The 20,025-nt window shown below is 66.8% G+C and carries 16 protein-coding genes; 10 read left to right on the top strand and 6 right to left on the bottom strand.

What is annotated here, in order from left to right:
- Positions 1 to 149: 149 nt before the first annotated feature.
- The 5 genes from U1703_RS05500 (at position 150) to U1703_RS05520 (ending at position 6,297) form a co-directional block, all read left to right on the top strand.
- Positions 150 to 2,594, top strand: coding sequence for a TonB-dependent receptor (locus U1703_RS05500; protein WP_332784898.1), 2,445 nt, complete (start codon positions 150 to 152; stop codon positions 2,592 to 2,594).
- A 674-nt stretch (positions 2,595 to 3,268) separates the two neighbouring features.
- Positions 3,269 to 4,519 (top strand): lipoprotein-releasing ABC transporter permease subunit, encoded by a 1,251-nt coding sequence (locus U1703_RS05505; protein ID WP_332784899.1) that lies wholly within the window; start codon positions 3,269 to 3,271, stop codon positions 4,517 to 4,519.
- A gap of 13 nt (positions 4,520 to 4,532) precedes the next feature.
- Positions 4,533 to 5,231, top strand: a complete 699-nt coding sequence (locus U1703_RS05510) for an ABC transporter ATP-binding protein (RefSeq protein ID WP_320452378.1) — start codon at positions 4,533 to 4,535, stop codon at positions 5,229 to 5,231.
- Positions 5,228 to 5,821 carry a GNAT family N-acetyltransferase gene (locus U1703_RS05515; protein ID WP_332784900.1) on the top strand — a complete coding sequence of 198 codons (594 nt, stop codon included), beginning with the start codon at positions 5,228 to 5,230 and terminating at the stop codon, positions 5,819 to 5,821. Before U1703_RS05510 ends, U1703_RS05515 begins: the two co-directional genes overlap by 4 nt.
- Positions 5,818 to 6,297 (top strand): glutathione peroxidase, encoded by a 480-nt coding sequence (locus tag U1703_RS05520; protein ID WP_332784901.1) that lies wholly within the window; start codon positions 5,818 to 5,820, stop codon positions 6,295 to 6,297. Before U1703_RS05515 ends, U1703_RS05520 begins: the two co-directional genes overlap by 4 nt.
- Positions 6,298 to 6,345: 48 nt before the next feature.
- On the opposite strand, the gene U1703_RS05525 is transcribed toward U1703_RS05520, so the two are convergent.
- Positions 6,346 to 6,912, bottom strand: a complete 567-nt coding sequence (locus tag U1703_RS05525) for an HdeD family acid-resistance protein (protein WP_320452323.1) — start codon at positions 6,910 to 6,912, stop codon at positions 6,346 to 6,348.
- Between the two features lie 137 nt (positions 6,913 to 7,049).
- Here U1703_RS05525 and dnaE point away from each other — a divergent pair, with 137 nt between their 5' ends.
- The gene (gene dnaE, locus U1703_RS05530; protein WP_332784902.1) at positions 7,050 to 10,538 is read left to right on the top strand and encodes a DNA polymerase III subunit alpha; all 3,489 of its coding nucleotides are present in this window, start codon (positions 7,050 to 7,052) and stop codon (positions 10,536 to 10,538) included.
- Positions 10,539 to 10,610: 72 nt separating this feature from the next.
- Here dnaE and U1703_RS05535 read toward each other — a convergent pair whose 3' ends face one another.
- Together U1703_RS05535 and U1703_RS05540 are read right to left on the bottom strand one after the other, a co-directional pair.
- Positions 10,611 to 10,733 carry a hypothetical protein gene (locus tag U1703_RS05535; protein ID WP_332784903.1) on the bottom strand — a complete coding sequence of 41 codons (123 nt, stop codon included), beginning with the start codon at positions 10,731 to 10,733 and terminating at the stop codon, positions 10,611 to 10,613.
- 49 nt (positions 10,734 to 10,782) lie between these two features.
- Positions 10,783 to 11,850, bottom strand: coding sequence for a PA0069 family radical SAM protein (locus U1703_RS05540; protein WP_332784904.1), 1,068 nt, complete (start codon positions 11,848 to 11,850; stop codon positions 10,783 to 10,785).
- Between the two features lie 202 nt (positions 11,851 to 12,052).
- Here U1703_RS05540 and U1703_RS05545 point away from each other — a divergent pair, with 202 nt between their 5' ends.
- On the top strand, positions 12,053 to 12,385 hold the full coding sequence (locus U1703_RS05545; RefSeq protein ID WP_332784905.1) for a VOC family protein: 333 nt from the start codon (positions 12,053 to 12,055) through the stop codon (positions 12,383 to 12,385).
- Here U1703_RS05545 and moaB read toward each other — a convergent pair whose 3' ends face one another.
- The 3 genes from moaB to U1703_RS05560 form a co-directional block, all read right to left on the bottom strand.
- A complete protein-coding gene (gene moaB, locus U1703_RS05550; RefSeq protein ID WP_332784906.1) occupies positions 12,386 to 12,913 on the bottom strand; it encodes a molybdenum cofactor biosynthesis protein B in 528 nt (175 codons plus the stop codon). It abuts the gene before it with no gap.
- A 181-nt stretch (positions 12,914 to 13,094) separates the two neighbouring features.
- Positions 13,095 to 14,954 carry a lytic transglycosylase domain-containing protein gene (locus U1703_RS05555; RefSeq protein WP_332784907.1) on the bottom strand — a complete coding sequence of 620 codons (1,860 nt, stop codon included), beginning with the start codon at positions 14,952 to 14,954 and terminating at the stop codon, positions 13,095 to 13,097.
- Positions 14,951 to 15,748, bottom strand: a complete 798-nt coding sequence (locus U1703_RS05560) for a uracil-DNA glycosylase (RefSeq protein ID WP_332784908.1) — start codon at positions 15,746 to 15,748, stop codon at positions 14,951 to 14,953. The genes U1703_RS05555 and U1703_RS05560 overlap by 4 nt, the downstream gene beginning before the upstream one ends.
- A gap of 128 nt (positions 15,749 to 15,876) precedes the next feature.
- Here U1703_RS05560 and U1703_RS05565 point away from each other — a divergent pair, with 128 nt between their 5' ends.
- The 3 genes from U1703_RS05565 (at position 15,877) to U1703_RS05575 (ending at position 19,992) form a co-directional block, all read left to right on the top strand.
- Positions 15,877 to 17,532, top strand: coding sequence for an electron transfer flavoprotein-ubiquinone oxidoreductase (locus U1703_RS05565; protein ID WP_332784909.1), 1,656 nt, complete (start codon positions 15,877 to 15,879; stop codon positions 17,530 to 17,532).
- 94 nt (positions 17,533 to 17,626) lie between these two features.
- Entirely contained in the window at positions 17,627 to 19,114 is a 1,488-nt protein-coding gene (locus U1703_RS05570) for a hypothetical protein (RefSeq protein ID WP_332784910.1), read from the top strand.
- A gap of 41 nt (positions 19,115 to 19,155) precedes the next feature.
- The gene (locus U1703_RS05575; protein ID WP_332784911.1) at positions 19,156 to 19,992 is read left to right on the top strand and encodes a 4-(cytidine 5'-diphospho)-2-C-methyl-D-erythritol kinase; all 837 of its coding nucleotides are present in this window, start codon (positions 19,156 to 19,158) and stop codon (positions 19,990 to 19,992) included.
- Positions 19,993 to 20,025 lie beyond the last annotated feature (33 nt).

Consider the following 20,025-nt stretch of genomic DNA (forward strand, 5'->3'; position numbering starts at 1 on the left):
CGCACGCGAACCGATATGGTTCATTTGTACTGGCCTTCAAGGGCCTTTTAGGATCGAAAAGCAAATCTTCGCTGACCCCAAGTGCTTGCCGGATTGAATGCCTACTAAAACGATGTGTGAATGGAAGATGAAATCAAAGGGGAGCTTCCATGTCCTTGACCCTGGCCTTGATCCTGGCCGCCCAGACCGCATCGCCGTCCGCCGATCCGCAAAACACGTCGGTCGTGACCGCTCCCACCCCCGAGGCCCGCCGTGACGCGGGTCGGTTGGGGACCGCGCAGCAGGGCGGGGGTGACGTGGTGGTCACCGCCCGCCGTCGCGCCGAGACGATCCAGTCGGTCCCCATCGCCATGTCGGTGATCGGCGGCACCGCGCTGGCCGAGACGGGGACGTACAATGTCAACCGGCTGACCCAGATCCAGCCGACGCTGCAATTCTATTCGACCAACCCGCGCAACTCGGCCGCCAACATCCGTGGGCTGGGCGCGCCGTTCGGGCTCACCAATGACGGGATCGAGCAGGGTGTCGGTATCTATGTCGACCAGGTCTATTACAGCCGCATCGCCTCGGCGACGTTCGACTTCACCGATACCGAACGGATCGAGGTGCTGCGCGGACCGCAGGGTACGCTCTATGGCAAGAATACCACGGCGGGGGCGATCAACATCATAACCCGTGCGCCCAGCTTCACCCCCGAAGCGCGGGTCGAGCTGAGCGCGGGCAATTACGACTTCTTCCAGGGCAAGGCGTCGGTGTCCGGCCCGCTGGTCGACGACAAGGTCGCGGTGCGCCTGTCGACCTCGATCACCACGCGGCGCGGCACCATCTGGAATACCCGGCAGCAGGAATGGCAGAATGCCCAGGACAATCTGTCGCTGCGCAGCCAGTTCCTGTGGCACGCCACCCCCACGCTCGACCTGACCCTGTCGGGGGATTATGCGCGACAGAACCCCAATTGCTGCGTCCAATATTATGCGCGCGTGGGTGCGACGCAGCGACCGGCGAACCGCCAGTACCCCGCGCTGGCCGCGGCGCAGGGCTATAGCGTGCCCTCGACCAATGCCTTCGACCGGGTGACCGATGTCGATACCGATCTGCGCGCCAAGCAGGAGCTGGGCGGGCTGTCGCTGGTCGCCAACTGGGATGTGGGGGAGGCGACGTTGACCAGCGTGTCCGCGTGGCGCTTCTGGCATTGGGACCCGTCGAACGACCGGGACTTCGTCGGCCTGCCGATCACCACCGTCTCGGCCAATCCGTCGCAGCAGAGCCAGGTGACGCAGGAACTGCGCATCGCCTCGAACGGCAAGCGGACGCTCGATTATGTGCTGGGTGCCTTCTATTTCTGGCAGACCATCGACACGCAAGGGCTCCAGGTGCAGGGCCCGGCGGCCAGCGCCTTCCTGCTCAACCCGACCAGCACGGGCGGGCGTAATCCGGCGACGTTGAACGGGCTGACCTCGCGCAACACGATCGGCTTTACCAACACGTCGGCGGCGCTGTTCGGCAAACTGACCTGGCATGTCGACGACCGCCTGTCGGTATCGCCGGGGCTGCGGTTGAACTATGACCGCAAGGACGGCTCCTATGTCTCGGTCGTGACCAACGGTGCGGGCTCGACCAGCCTGACCAGCGACCAGCGCAGCGTGCTGGCGCCGCAGAATTATACGCCGTCCTTCACCAACTGGAACGTGTCGGGCGACCTGACCGTCGCCTACGAGTTCAATCCCAACGTCCATTATTATGCGACCTATGCGCGCAGCTATAAGTCGGGCGGCATCAACCTGTCCGGCCTGCCGCTCGATGCGCAGAACAACCCGATCCTGGCGACGCAGACGGTGCGGCCCGAAAAGGTCAATCACTTCGAGTTGGGGCTGAAGACCCAGTTCGCCGATCGCCGCGCGACGGTGAACATCGCGGGCTTCTGGACCGAGATCGGTGATTATCAGGCGACGGTGAACAATCTTCAGGTCAACGTCCTGCGCGGCTATCTCGCCAATGCGGGCCGGGTGCGGACGCGGGGTGTGGAGATCGACTCGGCCTTCCGCCCCACCAGCCGGTTCAACGTCTATGCCAATGCCGCCTTTACCGATGCGCGCTATACCCGCTTCACCAACGCGCCTTGCCCGCCGGAGCTGTCGGGGGGTACCGCGTTGCCGGTGGTCAACGGCCAGATCGTCGGTACGCCCGCAGCGGCGGGGACGCCGGGCAATTCGTTGCCCTATTGCGATATCTCAGGCCAGTGGCTGCCAGGCGTGTCGCGGTGGGCCTTTTCCTATGGTGCGGAATATGACCTGCCCGCGACTGTGGCGGGGACCGAGGGGCAATTCTATCTGGGCTATGACGGCAGCTATCGGTCGAAATTCTCGTCCAACCCGTCACGCTCGGCCTATACCGACATCAACGGCTATAGCCTGTCGAACGTCCGCGCCGGGTTCAAGGCACCGGGGAGCTGGAACGCCTTTGTCTGGGTCCGCAACCTGTTCGATCACAATTACTATGAGCTGCTGGCGACCCAGTCGGGGTCGACCGGCCTGATCGTGGGCCAGCCCGGCGATCCACGGACCTACGGCCTGACCATTTCCAAGTCGTTCTGAGCTGGTCCTCCCCAAGCTATGCTTGGGGAGGGGGACCGCCGGGCGTCAGCCCGGTGGTGGAGGGGCAGGGGCCTTTCACAGGTGTTGCCCACCCCTCTATCACTCGTCGGCACGAATGGATCCCCTCCCAATCGGAGCTGGGAGAGGATTGATAGCCGACTGCACAAATCTCAGGATTCGTCCATTTTCGGTTCATCTTGATTTGTTATAGCGACAGTCCCGTAAACGGGCGCCGGGCCGGCATCTGGGGACGGAGTCTGGAAGCTCCCCGTGTCCCAGCCGGTTCCGGCGGCTTTTCGAAGGACCGATGCGCGACGAGAGCCCAATGCCAAACGCCCGGACCGTTTCCGATCCGGGCGCCTGCGTGACGATCGCTCGTCAGCCCCCTTTTCCCGCTCCCGCATCAACCTCTTTGGGTGAGCGTTGGAGCAATCCCCGAACCACGGCCGTTGCTGCCTGTGTCTCAGTAAGATTGTGTTACGGTACGGCGGGGGCGCTTGTCATCCCTCTTGCGGTATCGATGCTACGATTGGCTGACTTGTGTGGCGCGCGGGCAACAATTGCCGGTCTGGACGGTTTCTGCGCCCGCGCGGCGCACGGCATTGCCACCGCCGGGTGCCGCCCGTACAGCCGCGTGGCTCAACAGTGTTTCTCCACGGATCGATCGGACCTGCATGATCCTGTCTCGCTATGAACGGATGATCGCCCGGCGCTATCTGCTGCCCGGCAAGGGCGAGGCGTTCATCTTTCTTGTCGCCTCGATCAGCCTGGTCGCGGTCATGCTGGGCGTCGCCGCGCTCGTCATCGTCATGAGCGTGATGAACGGCTTTCGTGCCGAACTGTTCGACAAGATCGTCGGGCTGAACGGTCATGCGGTGGTGCAGGGCGTCGGCGGACGTCTGCCCGACTGGCGCGATATCGTGCGCGAGGCGCGGGCGACCCCCGGCGTGACCAGTGCCGTGCCGATGATCGAACAGCCGCTGATGTCCAGCTATAACGGCCGGGTCGAGGCGGTGCTGGTGCGCGGCATGCGCATGGCCGACATGCGTGGCAATTCGGCGATCCGCTCCAAGATCGTGATGGGCAGCCTGAACAGCGTGACCCCCGGCAGCGGCCGGATCGCGATCGGCAGCCGTCTGGCCGAGGCACTGGGCGCGACCGTCGGTTCGGAAATCTCGCTGATCAGCCCGCAGGGGCAGACGACTCCGTTCGGCACCGTGCCCCGCATCGTCAGCTATACGGTCGGCGCGATCTTCGAGATCGGGGTGTATGATTACGACAAGGCATACGTCATCATGCCGATCGAGGATGCGCAGACGCTGCTCCTGATGGGCGATACGGTCGGCATGGTCGAAATCCAGACGGTCGATGCCGACCGGGTGGGCCAGATCCTGGCGCCGCTCGCCGACAAGCTGGGCGGGCGGGCGGTCATCGCCGACTGGCGGACGATGAATGCGCAGCTGTTCGAGGCGCTGGCGGTCGAGCGGGTGGCGATGTTCACCGTGCTGTCGATCATCATCCTGGTCGCGGTGTTCAACATCCTGTCCTCGCTGATCATGCTGGTCCGCGCCAAGACACGCGACATCGCGATCCTGCGCACGATGGGCGCGACGCGCGGCGGGCTGATGCGCATCTTCATGACGGTCGGCACGATCATCGGCGCACTGGGCACGGTCGCGGGGTTGGGGCTGGGCGCGGTGTTCCTGTTCTATCGCCAGGCGGTGGTGAACTTCGTCCAGTTCGTGACGGGGCAGAATCTCTGGGATCCCTCGATCCGTTATCTGACCGAGTTGCCGTCGAAGCCCGACCCCGTCGAGATCGTCGTGATCGCGTCGATGGCGCTGGTCTTTTCCTTCCTTGCCACGCTCTACCCCGCCTGGAAGGCGGCGAGCACGGACCCGGTTCAGGTGCTGCGCTATGAATGATCCGATCATCCGCATGGGCACGACGCTGCCGCCGCGCGCCGCCGAACCGGTGCTGGAGACGCGCGAACTGTCGCGCAGCTTCACGCAAGGCGACCAGACGATCGAGGTGCTGCGCGGCGTCGACCTGGCGATCGCGCCGGGCGAGATCGTCGCGCTGCTCGGCCCCTCCGGTTCGGGCAAGTCGACGCTGCTCCAGGCGGTCGGCCTGCTGGAGGGCGGATTCTCGGGCTCGATCCGCATCGCGGGCGAGGAGGTGTCGAAGCTCGACGCGCACGGCCGCACGGTCGCGCGGCGCGACTATCTGGGCTTCGTCTATCAGTTTCACCATCTGCTGCCCGACTTCAACGCGATCGAGAATGTCGTCCTGCCGCAGTTGGTGAAGGGCAAGATGCCGGCCGAGGCCGATGCGCGCGCCCGGGCCTTGCTGACCGCGCTCGGGCTCGGCCACCGACTGACCCACCGCCCCAGCCAGTTGTCCGGCGGTGAGCAGCAGCGCGTGGCGGTCGCCCGCGCGCTGGCCAACCAGCCGCCGCTGGTGCTGGCCGACGAGCCGACCGGCAATCTGGACGAACACACGTCGCAGGTCGTGCTGGACGAGTTCCTGCGCCTGGTTCGCGGCGAGGGCTCGGCGGCGCTGGTCGCGACGCATAACGAGCGGCTGGCGGCGAAGATGGACCGGGTGGTTCGCCTGCACGAAGGCCGCCTGCAATGAGCGTCTGGACCGAGACGCCCACGCTGACCGGTCGCCACGTCACGCTTCGCCCGTTCGTCGAGGCGGACCTTCCCGCGCTGGTCGAGGCCGCGCGAGAGGGCGACCTGTGGAACATCTTCTACGCCAATGTGTCGATGATGAAGGTGCCCGAACGCTGGCTGGCGGCGGCGCTGAAGGAGCGTGACGTCGGCCGTGCGCTGATCTTCACGGTCGAGACGCCGGACGGCGATATCGTCGGCACCACCCGCTATATGCGGATCGCAGCCCAGCATAGGCGACTGGAGATCGGCGGCACCTTCTACGCCACTCGCGTCCAGCGCACGGGGGTCAATACCGAGGCGAAGCGGATGCTGCTCGCCCACGCCTTCGAGGTGATGCAGGCGCAGGCCGTCCAGATCCGTACCGATGCGCTCAACAAGCGCAGCCAGGCCGCGATCGAGCGGCTGGGCGCGAAGAAGGACGGGGTGCTGCGCGGGCATCAGGTCATGGCGGACGGTCGTATCCGCGACACTGTCGTCTATTCGATCATCGACCGCGAATGGCCGGGCGTGCGCGCCAATCTCGACTATCTGCTGGGGAAGCACCGATGAGCGCTATCACGGATTTCACCGTCCGGGCGGCGGATGGCCAACCGGTCGAACTGTCGCGCTATGCCGGGCGGGCGCTCCTGATCGTCAATACCGCGTCGAAGTGTGGTTTCACGCCACAATATGAGGGGCTGGAGGCACTGCACCGTCGCTACGAGGAGCGGGGCCTGACGGTGCTGGCTTTCCCCTGCAACCAGTTCGGCGCGCAGGAACCGGGTGACGCGGCCGAGATCGCCAGTTTCTGCTCGCTGACCTATGACGTGAGCTTCCCCGTGATGGCGAAGGTCGAGGTCAATGGCGACGGCGCGGACCCGCTGTTCCAGTGGCTGAAGGCGCAGGCGCCGGGCGTGCTGAGGACCAAGGCGATCAAGTGGAACTTCACCAAATTTCTGGTCGATCGTGCGGGGAAGGTGATCGAGCGTTACGCCCCGACGACCAAGCCGGAAGATCTGGCGAAGGACATCGAGGCGCTGCTGTAACCAGGCGGCGGTTAAGGCCGAGCATAGCCGAAGGCCACGCCCCGGCCCTTAAAGCGCAAACGCGCTCGCGCCTTTCTTGTGATCCAGAGCAGACGCGATGGCGGTGATCCCGCCGAACAGGAAGCTCAGGCCCAGCACATAACCCGGCAGCGTCATCGCACTCCACGGCAGCGTGGCCAGCACGAACAGCGCGAGCAGGATGTTGAGCACGCCCAGCCCGATCATCCACCCGCGCCGCCGCCGCATCCGCGCGCCCAGGCCGATCTCCAGCCCGCCGCGCAGGCCCAGCCACACCGCGACCAGGATGGTCAGCGAGATCGCCCCCGTCGCAGGCTCGAACGCCATGATCAGGCCGATGACCAGCGACAGCAGGCCGAACCCGATCGCATAGCCACGACCCTCATGCCCCTTGCCGAAGATGCCTGCCGCGACCGATACCAGCCCGGCGGCGATGAAGAAGGCGCCGATGACCAGTGTCGCCGCAAGCGTGGCGGGCACCGGAAACACGAAGGCGGCAAGCCCGAGCAGCGCGGACAGCACGCCATAAGCCAGGATCCAGCCCCATCCCGCGCCGGGGCGCAGGGCGGTGGCAAAGCTGCGGTCGGTATCGGTCATGGTCATCCGCTTTCGCTCAAGTCCTTATGCTGGCGTAACGGACTTTCGCGTGGCCGGTTCCGAGCCCGCGTGCCTCGACATGCCGCCAGGCGGGGTTCGGTGCTGGTCGAATCACACGCGGTGGCGTAGGGAGGGGGATGCATTCCGGATATGTGCCGCTCCGCATCTTTTCCTCCTTCACGATGCTCGACGGCGCGATCGACCCCAAGGCGATTGCGGCGCAGGCCAAGGCCAACGCCTTCCCCGCCGCGGGCCTGACCGACCGCAACGGCCTCTATGCCGCGATGGCCTTTTCCGACGCCGCGAAGAAGGCGGGCGTGCAGCCGATCATCGGCACGATGCTGGGCATCGCGCGGCCGGACATGCCCGACAATGTCGGGGCGGTGGTCGACTGGATCGCGCTCTATGCGCAGGACATGACCGGCTACGACAATCTGTGCGCGCTGGTGTCGGCGGCGCATCTCGACCGTCCGATCGAGCTGGCGGCGCATGTCGGTTTCGACACGCTCCAGAGGTTTAGCCAGGGCCTGATCGCGCTGACCGCGGGCGGCGAGGGCGGCATCGCGCGTCTGTTCGCCGAAGGACAGCCCGACCGGGCGAAGGCCTATGCCGATCGGCTCCAGGCGATTTTCGGCGACCGGCTCTATGTCGAACTGGCGCGCCGTGACGACGCGATCGAGATGGCGGCCGAGCAGGACCTGATCGACCTGGCCTATGACCGCGACCTGCCTTTGGTCGCGACGAACCCCTGCTGTTTCACCGATAGCGGTTTCGGCGACGCGCATGACGCGATGCTGTGCATCGCCAATTCGACCTATGTCGAAATGGACGACCGCCCCAAGAGCTGCCCCGAGGCCTGGCTCAAGCCCGCCGAGATGATGAAGCAGCTGTTCGCCGACCTGCCCGAGGCGATCGAGAACACGCTGGTGGTGGCGCGGCGCTGCGCCGTGATGGCGCCGTGGCGCAAGCCCATCCTGCCCAGCCTGGCGGGCGACCGCGAGGGTGAGGCGGCGATGCTTCGCCGCGACGCGACCGCCGGTCTGGAGGCGCGACTGAACCGTATCGCCGAGCTGGAGGGCGAGGGCGAACCCGGCTGGCGCGAGGCCTATCACGAACGGCTGACGTTCGAGGTCGACATCATCATCCAGATGGGTTTCCCCGGCTACTTCCTGATCGTCGCCGACTTCATCAAATGGGCCAAGGACCACGATATTCCCGTGGGGCCGGGCCGTGGTTCGGGCGCGGGCTCGGTCGTCGCCTGGGCGCTGACCATCACCGACCTCGATCCGCTGAAGCTCGGCCTGCTGTTCGAACGCTTCCTGAACCCGGAACGCGTGTCGATGCCCGACTTCGACATCGACTTTTGCGAAACCCGGCGTGGCGAGGTCATCCGCTACGTGCAGGAGAAATATGGCCGCGATCAGGTGGCGCAGATCATCACCTTCGGTAAGCTGAAGGCACGCGCGGTGCTCAAGGACACCGGCCGTGTGCTGCAGATGAGCTATGGCCAAGTCGACCGGCTCGCCAAGCTGGTGCCCAACCACCCGACCGACCCCTGGGACCTGAAGCGGGCGTTGAACGGTGTGCCCGAACTGGCGAAGGAGTACGCCAACGACAACCAGGTCCGCCGGCTGCTCGACCTGGCGACCAAGCTGGAGGGATTGCCGCGTCACTCGTCGACGCACGCCGCGGGCGTGGTGATCGGCGATCGGCCGCTGGCGCAGCTGGTGCCGCTCTACCGCGATCCGCGCTCGGACATGCCGGTGACGCAGTTCGACATGAAATATGTCGAAGGGGCGGGCCTTGTGAAGTTCGACTTCCTGGGCCTGAAGACCCTGTCTGTCCTGCAAAAGGCGGTACAGCTGCTGGCCAAGCGCGGGGTCGAGGTCGATCTCGGCGCGCTCGCCTGGGACGACGAGGCGACCTATGCGCTGCTCCAAAAGGGCGACACGGTCGGCGTGTTCCAGCTGGAATCCGAAGGTATGCGGCGCACGCTGTCGGCGGTGCGGCCATCCAATTTCGGCGACATCATCGCGCTCGTGTCGCTGTACCGGCCGGGCCCGATGGACAATATCCCCAGCTTCGGCCGCCGTAAGCAGGGCACCGAGGAGATCGTCTACCCGCACGCCCTGCTCGAACAGATATTGTCCGAAACCTACGGCATCTTCGTCTATCAGGAACAGGTGATGCAGGCCGCCCAGATCCTGGCGGGCTATTCGCTGGGCGGCGCGGATCTTCTCCGTCGCGCGATGGGCAAGAAGGTGAAGGCGGAGATGGACGCACAGCGCGCCATCTTCGTGAAGGGCTGCCAAGAGGTGAACGGCATCCCGGCGCAAAAGGCCAACGAACTGTTCGACTTGATCGACAAGTTCGCCGGATACGGCTTCAACAAGAGCCACGCCGCCGCTTACGCTCTGCTCGCCTATCAGACCGCGTGGTTGAAGGCGCATCACCCGCATGAATTCTATGCCGCGTCGATGTGCTACGACATGGCGCTGACCGACAAGCTGGCGATCTTCGTCGATGACGCGCGCCGCATGGGCGTGACGATGCTGCCGCCGTGCATCAACGCCAGCCAGGCCGAATTCGATGTCGAGGCGCATGAGGATGGCCTGGGTGTCCGCTATGCGCTGGGCGCGCTGAAGTCGGTGGGCGAAGGCGCGATGGAGAAGCTGGTCGTCGAGCGGGGTGCAGGCGGAGCCTTCGCTTCGCTCGACGCGCTTGCCAAGCGGGTCGATCCGCGCCTGATGAACAAGCGCCAGCTGGAAACGCTGGCCTCGGCGGGGGCGTTCGACGGGGTCGAGGCCAATCGCGCGGGCGTCCATGCGGTTGCCGAAACCATCCTGGCCATCGCCGCGCGCACCCATGAGGGACGGACGAGCGGGCAGGGCGGACTGTTCGGCGAAACCGAGGTGGCGGGCGACGCGATCAAGCTGCCGACCGGGGCCCGCTGGACCCTGTCGCAGCGCATGGAGCAGGAGAAGGAGGCGTTCGGCTTCTATTTCTCCGCGCATCCGGTCGACCGGCACGCGCATATCGCCAAGATGCACGGCGCCCGCACCTATACCTCGCTGACCGAGCTGATCATCCCCGATGACGGCGCGCGGATCGGCGCGACGATGGCGGCTCTGGTCGAAGATGCGCGCTGGCGGACCTCGGCGCGGGGCAAGCGTTACATGATGGCGCAGCTCTCGGACGCCACGGGCCAGTTCCTGGCGACCTGTTTCGACGACTCGGTCGCGGGCGATCTGGAAAAGGCGGCCAAGGAAGGCCACTGCGCGCTGATCACCGTCGAACTCGACCGGCGCCCCGGTGAGGAGGCGCCGCGGGTCAGCGTCAAGCGTGTGCAGCTGTTCGACGGGCTGGCCAGTACCGCCAAATTCGTGGTCGAGGTGACGGTGACCGACAAGGTCGCGTTCAAGGCGCTCCATGCCATGCTCGACCCGTTGCGCAACGGACGCGGCGAGGTGAGGGCGCGGATCAAGGGTGCCGAGGGCGATACGCTGTTGACGCTGGGACGGAATTTCCTGCTGGACGCCGAATTGGCGAGCCATATCGAAGATCTGCCGGGGGTGAAGGCGGTGGAGATGAAGTCGTCCGAGGCGCGTCTGGCACTGGTAAGTTAAGGCAGTCCCCTCAGCCCTTCATCCCGCTGTTGTGGGGATGAAGGGCATGGGGTCCGGCGGTCGGTTACCCGGTCAGTGCGACGGCGTTTCCTCGTCCCCCGCCTCTCCGTGATTGCCATAGCCCGCGCCCGAACTGTCGGTATCGTCTTCGTTCGGCACGGGATCGGGGGACGTCTGTTCGGGGTCTTGGATCATCGCATCTCTCCTTGTCCGTCCGTAACGCATGGATGAAGCGGGACGATCCTCAGAACAGCTCACCCTGCGGGCCTCTGGGCGGGCGGAAGCGGCTGGTGTCGAGCATGGGCCTGTCCTGGTTCAGGCCATGCAGGCGGCAGGCACGGTGAAAGCGGACCCGCAACAGGTCCGCCCATGGTCCCTGGCCCTTCATCCGGGTGAAGAAACCGGGATCATTGTCTCGGCCCCCGCGCAGCGACTGGATGATCGCCATGACCTTGCCCGCCCGGTCTGGGAAATGCTCCGCCAGCCAGGCGCGGAACAGCGGCGCAACTTCGTGCGGCAGGCGGACCGGAATGAAGAAGGCGTGGCGTGCGCCCGCCCGGGCCGCACGTTCGATCAGATGCTCGATCTCATGGTCGGTGATGGCCGGGATGACCGGCGCGATCGAGACATAGGTCGGGATGCCCGCCTCGGCCAGCCTGGTCACCGCCGCCAGCCGCCGCGCGGGCGTCGGCGCGCGCGGTTCGATCGTCCGCGCGACACCGGGATCGAGCGACGTCACCGACATGCAGACCGTCGCCAGCCCCTTGGCCGCCATCGGCGCCAGAATATCGATATCGCGCACCACGCGGTCCGATTTGGTGGTGATCGCCACGGGATGGTCGGTTTCGGCCAGCACCTCCAGGATGGCGCGGGTAATCCGCCATTCCCCCTCGATCGGCTGATAGGGATCGGTGTTCGTCCCCAGCGCGATCGGCGCGACGCGATATCCGGGCTTGGCCAGCTCGACGCGGAGCAGTTCGGCCGCGTTCGGCTTGGCGAACAGGCGGCTTTCGAAGTCGAGGCCCGGCGACAGGTCGTGATACGCATGGGTCGGGCGCGCGAAGCAATAGATGCAGCCATGCTCACACCCCGCATAGGCGTTGATCGACTGGCTGAACGGCACGTCGGGCGAGGTGTTGCGGGTCAGGATGGTTCGCGGCGTCAGGACGGTCACGCTCGTCCGCAGCGGCGGCGGCGCGCCGTCGACCAGCGACTGTACGTCCAGCCAGTCACCGTCCGCCTCACGTTCGGGGAGGGAGAAGCGCTGGCTGGTCGCGTTGTGCGTGGCCCCGCGGCTGGCGGCTTTCACCATGGCGATGCGATTGCGATGGCGGCGCTGCCCCGTACGGATAACGCTATGCGGGTGACGGCATGCGGGTAGGGGAGGCGCCGACCCGTGTCCAAAGGCCTGGCAACCGATGCAGGCCGAGGCTGGCTCAGAAAGCGAATCTGCTTGTCCATCCGCAAATGCTATGGAATGAAGTGGAACGTAGCAAGAACAAAGGGGTCGGATGATGGCGCGTCTGGAGTATCTCGAACTGCCGGTCGGCGACCGTGCCGAGGCGAAACGCTTCTATGCTGAGGCGTTCGGGTGGGGCTTTACCGATTTTGGCGCGGACTATGCCGCGACGATGAGCGGGGATACCGACATCGGCCTGGACGCCGCGCCCGACAAGGTGCGGGCGCCGCTGCCGGTGATCCGGGTCGAGGATATCGAGGCGACACTGGCAGCTGTCGAGGCGGCGGGCGGGACGATCGTTGTGCCGATCTTCGCCTTTCCCGGCGGGCGGCGTTTTCACTTCCGCGACGTTGATGGCCATGAACTCGCGGCGATGCAGCCCGGCTGATTATCGCTCGAGCAGGCGCGGCATCAGCTCGACGAAGTTGCATGGCCGGTGGCGGCTGTCGAGCTGATCACGCAGGATACCGTTCCAGGCATCCTTTACCGCGCCTGTCGAGCCGGGCAGGGCGAAGATATAGGTGCCGCGCGCGACGCAGGCGCAGGCACGCGACTGGATGGTCGAGGTGCCGATCGTCTGGAAGCTCAACCAGCGGAACAGCTCGCCAAAGCCGGGGATCATCTTCGTGGCAACCCGCTCGACCGCCTCGGGGGTCACGTCGCGCCCCGTCACGCCGGTGCCGCCGGTGGTCAGGATGCAGTCGATGCTGGCATCCTCGATCCAACGGTCGAGCTGTGCGACGATCATATCGGCATCGTCGCGCAGGATGGTGCGCTCGGCCAGTTCATGTCCTGCATCGGTCAACAGCCCGACAAGCGTGTCGCCCGAGCGATCCTCGGCGAGCGAGCGGGTGTCGGAGACGGTGAGGACCGCGATGCGGATCGGGGTGAAATTGCGGGTGGTGTCGATGGGCATGGCGGGGTCAACGTTCGGTTGCGGGTTTCGGGGGCAGCTTGGGAGCGGTGGTGCGTGGCCTTCGACTTCGCTCAGGCTGAACGAAAGTTCGGCAGTTTTGCCTGATCACCTTGACCCGACAAGCAACCACCAACGCCGTTCAGCCTGAGCGAAGTCGAAGGCCAAGGCCCCCCAACCCCGATCAATTCGCCTGTGGCATCGCCGTGCTGGACTGCGGGTTGACCGTCGCGTTCAGCGCGATCGTCGTCCGGGGCGCGACATGCGCCTGCGCGACATTCGGGCGTTGCAGGCGGACGGCGGTGGCACCGGGCAGGCCGGGGAAGCGTGGCCACAGCCCCTGGGCCAAAGCGGCACGGCTGGGCGACTTGGCCTTGCCGACCTGGCTTTCATACATCCAGTAGTTGCGCAGAACCATGGTGACGTAGCCACGCGTCTCCCAATAGGGAATACTCTCGATATAGAGCAGCGGATCGCCCCCGTCGCGGACCAGGCTGTTCCACTCGCCGACCGGCTTCGGACCTGCGTTATAGGCCGCGATCACCTTCGGCAGCAGGCCGCCGGTGATCCCGGTCATGTCGCGCAGCCGCTCCAGATGGCGCTGGCCGATATCCATGTTGGTCGACGGCTTCGTCAGTGCCGACCGGTCGATCGACACGCCGCGCTCACGTGCGAAATCGGTCGCGGCGGCGGGCATGATCTGCATGAGGCCATAGGCACCCGCCGGGCTGACCACCTTGTTGCGGAACCCGCTTTCCTGAAGCGTGTGGGCATAGACCAGCGCCTTCTCGACGCGCCAGCCGCTGTCGGGTGCCCAGTTCGGCGTCGGATAGCGTGCCTCGGCCGTCGCGGTGACGCCCGCCGGGCAATTATGCGCCAGCCAGACGGTGGTGGCGGGCAGGTCGAGCGACTCGGCCAGGCGGACGAGATTGCGGAACTCGGTCGGCTGGCCGATCCGTGCCTGCTGGCGGATCACCTGATCGGCAAGGTCGGTTTCGCCGATCTCGACAAGCGCGGCGGCGACCAGGATGTTCGGGCGGCGATCGAGCGCGGCCCAGTCGGTCGCGACCAGTTGCCCGCGCGGTTCGCGGTCGCCGCGCATCCCCAGCGCCTGGCGGGCGAGCTGGCCGTAGAAGCTTTCGCGGAACTGCGAGGCGGAACGAAGACGCCCCTCGATCTTGTCGGGGCGGCCGCAGACCATGTCGGCACGCGCGGCCCAGTAGAGGGCGGCGGCGCGCAGGTCGACATCCGTCGCGCGCGCGGCCGTACCCTCGAACGCGGTGGCGGCGGCCTGGCAGTCATTCTGACGCCAGGCGCTGAGCGCGACGGTCCAGCTGCCCTGCACCGCCCAGTCGCCGTAACCATCGGCGGCCTTGGTGGCCATCGCGCGGGCGTTCGCATCATCGCCCATCAGGAAATAGATCCAGGCGACCTTTTGCTGCCACTCGGTCAGCGCCTCGGGCGACAGGCCTTGCGTCGATTCGAGCAGCGCCTGTGCGTTGGGGCCGTCATCGGCCTTGACCAGCGGCTGCATCCGCGCGGCGAGGTCGGCGGCGATCTGGTCGCTCTTGATGCTCTTGGCGCGGACGCGGCGGGGGGCGCCATCCTGCCAGATCAGATTGTGCGCCTCGGGCAGGGGCGGCAGGTCACGTGCGCCGCGCGACCGGGCCAGTCGGGCGAGCTGTTCGGCCTGGGGCAGCTCGGGGGCTTCGTTGAGCAGCGCGACGAGCCGTTCGACCTCGACCTTGGGCGACCCCTTGGCGGTATAGAGTTCGGCGCGGGCGATGGCATGGAGCGGGCCGGGCTTCAGCGCGTCGAGCTCCAGCTGCGCGTCGGTCCAGCGGCTTTCCCGGATCGCCGAGAACACGCGGGCGTACCCCGCCTTCTGGTCGGCATCGAGAAGAGCCGGGATGCTCGGCGGCGCCCGAAGCGCGGTCGAGCGGGCGTCGGGGATGGCGGTCGGTTCGGCGGCGACGGCGGCACTTGCGCCCGCCAGCAAAGCCCCGATGGTCGCGCCTCGTGCGATCGCCCGGCTCAGCTTCATGCGTTCAAATCCCCCATGACCCTTTGCAAATCCTTCCAGCTTTCCGCCTTGGCCATCGGCTTTTCGATGAGGAAGCGCGGATGAAAGCTGGCGACAGCGTTGGTTTTGCCGCTTTTATGGTCAACAGGGTGTGAATGTCCGCGTGCGGTCATGAGTTCGGTCCCGAGGACGGCACGGCTCGCCGCATTGCCAAGCAATAGCAGGCTGCGGGGCGCGACCAGCCCGACATGGTGCAGCGCGATTTCGCCCAGCCGGGTGTCCAGATCGGCGGGCGCACGCCCGGCCAGCGGGCGGCGGGTGCAGACCGAGGCGATGTGCACCGCGTCGCGCGACAGCCCGATCGCGGCCAGCATCCGGTCGAACAACCGCCCCGGCGCGCCGGACAGGATCTGCCCGGCCTCGGCATCGTCGCGGTCGGGGCAGTCGACCAGAACCATCAGGCGGGCATCGGCCGGTCCGACGGCGGTCAGCGATACTCCGTCCCAGCCCGCTTCGGGCGCGGCGTCGGACAATCGCCAGGCCAGGAAGGCCTCCAGCGTGTCGGGCAGTTGCGTGGCGGGCGCGGGGGCGACGATGCCTGCGCCTGGTTTGGGGCTGATGGCGGTGGGGGCGAAGACGGCGGGGCGCGACGGTTCGGGCGCCATCCAGTCGCGGGGCTCGTCCTCGACCAGCAGGTCGACGCCCGCATCGTGCCACCAGTCGAGCGCGCTGGCGACCAGCGCACCCTCAAGAGGCGCACGGTCCAATGATGTGGTGTCGAACGTCGGAATAGCCCCCATATGGGATCCGTCCATGCTGCATGGTTGACGTGCGCGTCAATCTGTCGGATCGGCTGTCAGGACAAGATGTTTACCGTCCGCGCCCGGACGAGCCCGTCGAACGGGACGCTACGGCAGCGGCGTGGTCACAAAGCGAGGATGCCATGACGACACGCGAATCGATGCCCTATGACGTGGTGATCGTCGGCGCAGGTCCGGCGGGCCTGTCGGCGGCGATCCGCCTGAAGCAGCTGGCGGCCGAAACCGGCGGCGAGCTTTCGGTCTGCGTGCTCGAAAAGGGCTCGGAAGTCGGCGCGCATATCCTGTCGGGCGCGGTGATCGACCCGATCGCGCTCGACGAGTTGCTGCCCGACTGGCGCGACGATGGCTGTCCGCTGGCCGAGGTGCCGGTGACTGAGAACCATCACTGGATTCTGACCTCGAACAAGCACCGCAACGTGCCGCACGCGCTGACCCCGCCGTTCATGCACAACAAGGGCACCTATACCGGCAGCCTGGGCAATCTGTGCCGCTGGCTGGCGGGCAAGGCCGAGGAACTGGGTGTCGAAATCTTCCCCGGCTTCGCCGCCGCCGAGATCCTGTTCCACGAGGATGGTCGGGTGAAGGGCGTGGCGACGGGCGACATGGGCGTCGCGCGCGACGGCACGCACAAGCCCGACTATCAGCCGGGACTGGAACTGCACGCGAAATACACCTTCTTCGCAGAGGGCGTGCGCGGCCATCTGTCGAAGGAGATCATCCGCCAGTTCGACCTGGCGCGCGACAGCGATCCGCAAATCTATGGCCTGGGCATCAAGGAGCTGTGGGATATCGACCCCGCCAAGCATGTGCCGGGCCGCGTGATCCACACCCAGGGGTGGCCGCTGGGCCATGACGCCAATGGCGGCGGCTTCATCTATCATCAGGCGGGCGGGCAGGTCGCGCTCGGCTTCGTGACGTGGCTGAACTATACCAACCCCTATATCTCCCCCTTCCAGGAGATGCAGAAGTGGAAGACCCACCCCGAGATCGCCGAGCTGTTGAAGGGGGGCAAGCGTGTCTCCTACGGCGCGCGTGCGATCAATGACGGCGGGCTCCAGGCGATCCCGAAGCTGACCTTCCCGGGCGGCGTGCTGGTCGGCTGTTCTGCGGGCTTCCTGAACGTGCCGCGCATCAAGGGCACGCACGGCGCGATGAAGTCGGCGATGCTGGCGGCCGAGGCGGCGTTCGCCGCCGTCCAGGCCGGGCGCGAGGGCGACGAGCTGACCGACTATCCCGAGGCGTTCCGTGCATCGTGGCTCTACAAGGAGCTGTCGGGCGTCCGCAACGTCGTGCCGCTGGTCAAGAAATATGGCGACACGCTGGGTTCCGGCCTGGCGGGCGTCACCATGTGGGCTGAGCATTGGGGCATCAAGATGCCCTTCACGATGAAGCACAAGCCCGATCACGAGACGCTGTGGCGCAAGGATCAGGTGAAGAAGCCGGACTATCCCAAGCCCGACGGCGTGCTGACCTTCGACCGGCTGTCCTCGGTGTTCCTGTCGAACACCAATCACGAGGAGGACCAGCCGGTCCACCTGACGCTGAAGGATGCGTCGGTGCCGATCGCGCACAACCTGCCCTTGTTCGACGAGCCCGCGCAACGCTACTGTCCCGCCGGTGTTTACGAGGTGGTGGACGTGGACGAGGGCGATCCGAAATTCGTGATCAACGCCCAGAACTGCGTCCACTGCAAGACGTGCGACATCAAGGACCCGACCCAGAATATCAACTGGGTCGTGCCGGAAGGCGGCGGAGGACCCAATTATCCCAACATGTAAGCGTGTTTCGTTTCGTCTGCTGACCGGCACCCTGCTGGTCGCGGGCTGCTGGTCCACGCCGTCCGGGGCGGCGGTCGCGCCGGGCCGGTCGCCTTTGTCGTCCTACCTCGCCGCGCGGGTCGCGGCGGCGGAAGGGCGATCGGCGGCGGCGAGCGGGGATTATGCGAGCGCGCTGACCGGCTGGCCCGACGATCCCGCCGTCGCGGTCCGCGCGTATCGCGAAGCGATGATCAGCGGGGACGAGGCGTTGGCGCTCCGCGCGGCGCGGGTGATGGAGGCGGAACAGGTCGCGCCCATCGACGTCGCGCTGCTCGACCTGGCTATCGCGGCACGCAAGCGCGACCGTGCCGCCTATGACGCGGCGCTGGTCCGGATCGACGCGGGGGCGCTGCGAATCGTCGCACCCGTGCTGCGCGCCTGGGCGGCGTGGGACCGCAAACAGCCGGTCGAGGCGGCGCTCGACAGCGCGGGCAAGGAGCCGGTCGCGCGGCGACTGGCCGACGAGCATCGCATCCTGCTGGCGCTTGCCGCCAAGCGCATGGACAGCCAAAGCGCGCTGGTGCTGCTCCAGGCTATGTCGGCCCCCGCCGACACGCGGATCGCGGCGGCGCAGATCATGGCGGGGCGTGGTGATGAAGCCCAGGCCAGGGCGTTGCTCAGCGATCCTCTGGTGGCATCGGATCGGCGAGCGCTGGGCGCCAAGCTCGATCTCGGTTTCGGTGTGTCGCGCCTGCTGGCGCGGGTGGCGGCGGAACTGGTGGGCGAGGGGCCGCGTCCGCTGGTCATCGCGCTGACCCGCACCGCGCTGATCGCGGATCCCGACAATGACCGTGCCCGATTGTTGATGGCCGAGGCGCTCTCCCGCGACGAAGCCTGGGACGCCGCCATCGCCGCGGTCGAGGGCGTGGCGCCGCGCGGCGCTTTCGCCCATCGTGCCGCCGTGGTCCGCGTCGGCCTGCTGGCATCGGCGGATCGCGCCGGGGAGGCGCTGATGCTGGCCAGGGGGCTGGCGACAGCGAAGAATGCGACGGTCGACGACTGGCAGATCTATGGCGATCAGCTGATCGCCGCCAAGCGTCCTGGCGATGCCGCCATCTGGTATGAGCGGGTGACGCGCGCCGATGCGCCCGTGCCCTGGGCGGCGTGGCTGCAATATGGCGGGGCGCTGGATCAGGCGGGCCAGGCGGAACCGGCCGATGCGGCGCTCGCCAAAGCGGTCGAGCTGGGGCCCGACGAACCGCTGGCGCTCAACTATCTGGGCTATGCGCGGATCGAGCGCGGCGAGACCGGCGCGCCCTCGCTCGCCTTGCTGGAAAAGGCCAGCAAGCTGGCGCCTGACGACGCTTCGATCACCGACTCGCTGGGCTGGGGTTATTTTCGTGCCGGACAGGCGGGGCGTGCGCTCCCGCTGGTCGAGCGCGCGGCCATGGCGGAGCCCGCCAATGCCGAGATCGCCGATCATCTGGGCGATATCTACTGGGCGCTGGGGCGTTTCTACGAGGCGCGCTATTCGTGGCGCGCGGCGGCGCTGACGGCGGAAGCGCCGCTGGCCGGTCGTGTCGCGCGCAAGCTGACGCTTTGATCGGGCTTGCCGCGTCGGCGCATGCACCGCATGGGTCGAGCATGAGCGTTATCGTCGAAACCGCCCCGGCCAAGATCAACCTCGCGCTGCATGTGCGCCGTCGCCGCGACGATGGTTATCACGAGCTTGAGACGCTGTTCGCCTTTTGCCGCGACGGCGATGTGGTGACCGTGGAGCGAGCACCCGCGACGACGCTGGCCCTGACCGGCCCTTTCGCGGCCGTGCTGGCGGGTGAATCGCGCGAGGACAATCTGGTCGTCCGCGCCGTGCGCGCGTTCCAGGCGCGCTTCGGGGTGCGCGAGCACTATGCGATCACGCTCGACAAGCATCTGCCGGTGGCGTCGGGCATCGGCGGCGGCTCGGCCGATGCGGCGGCGACCTTGCGCGCGGTGGCACGGCTTCGGGGCATTGCGGTCGACCATCCGGATCTCTTTGCGATCGCTGGGGAACTGGGCGCGGACGTGCCCGCCTGCCTGTTGGGCGAGACGTCGCGTGGCGAGGGCAAGGGCGATGCGCTGCAGCGTCTGGCGCCTTTGGGCGATCGGCCCGTATTGCTGGTCAATCCGGGCGTCGGCGTATCCACCGCAGCGGTGTTCGCCCGCTGGGACGGGGTTGATCGCGGCGCGCTGGGGCAGGGCGATATCCTCGCGGTCGCCACGACCGGGCGCAACGATCTGGAGCCGCCCGCGCGTGCCATCGCCCCGGCGATCGACGCGGTGTTGGCCCAGCTGGAGGCGGCACCCGGTGTCGTCATCAGCCGCATGTCGGGATCGGGTGCCACCTGTTTTGCGATTTTCGGCGATATCGCCACGCGCGACGCGGCGGCCGCCTCGGCGCGCAGCCAGGGCTGGTGGACGCTGCCGACTTTTTTGCGATAGGCTTTGTTCGCATCTTGTTCTCCTGGAACAAAA

This window comes from Sphingomonas flavida (assembly GCF_036663655.1).
Classification (GTDB): domain Bacteria; phylum Pseudomonadota; class Alphaproteobacteria; order Sphingomonadales; family Sphingomonadaceae; genus Sphingomonas.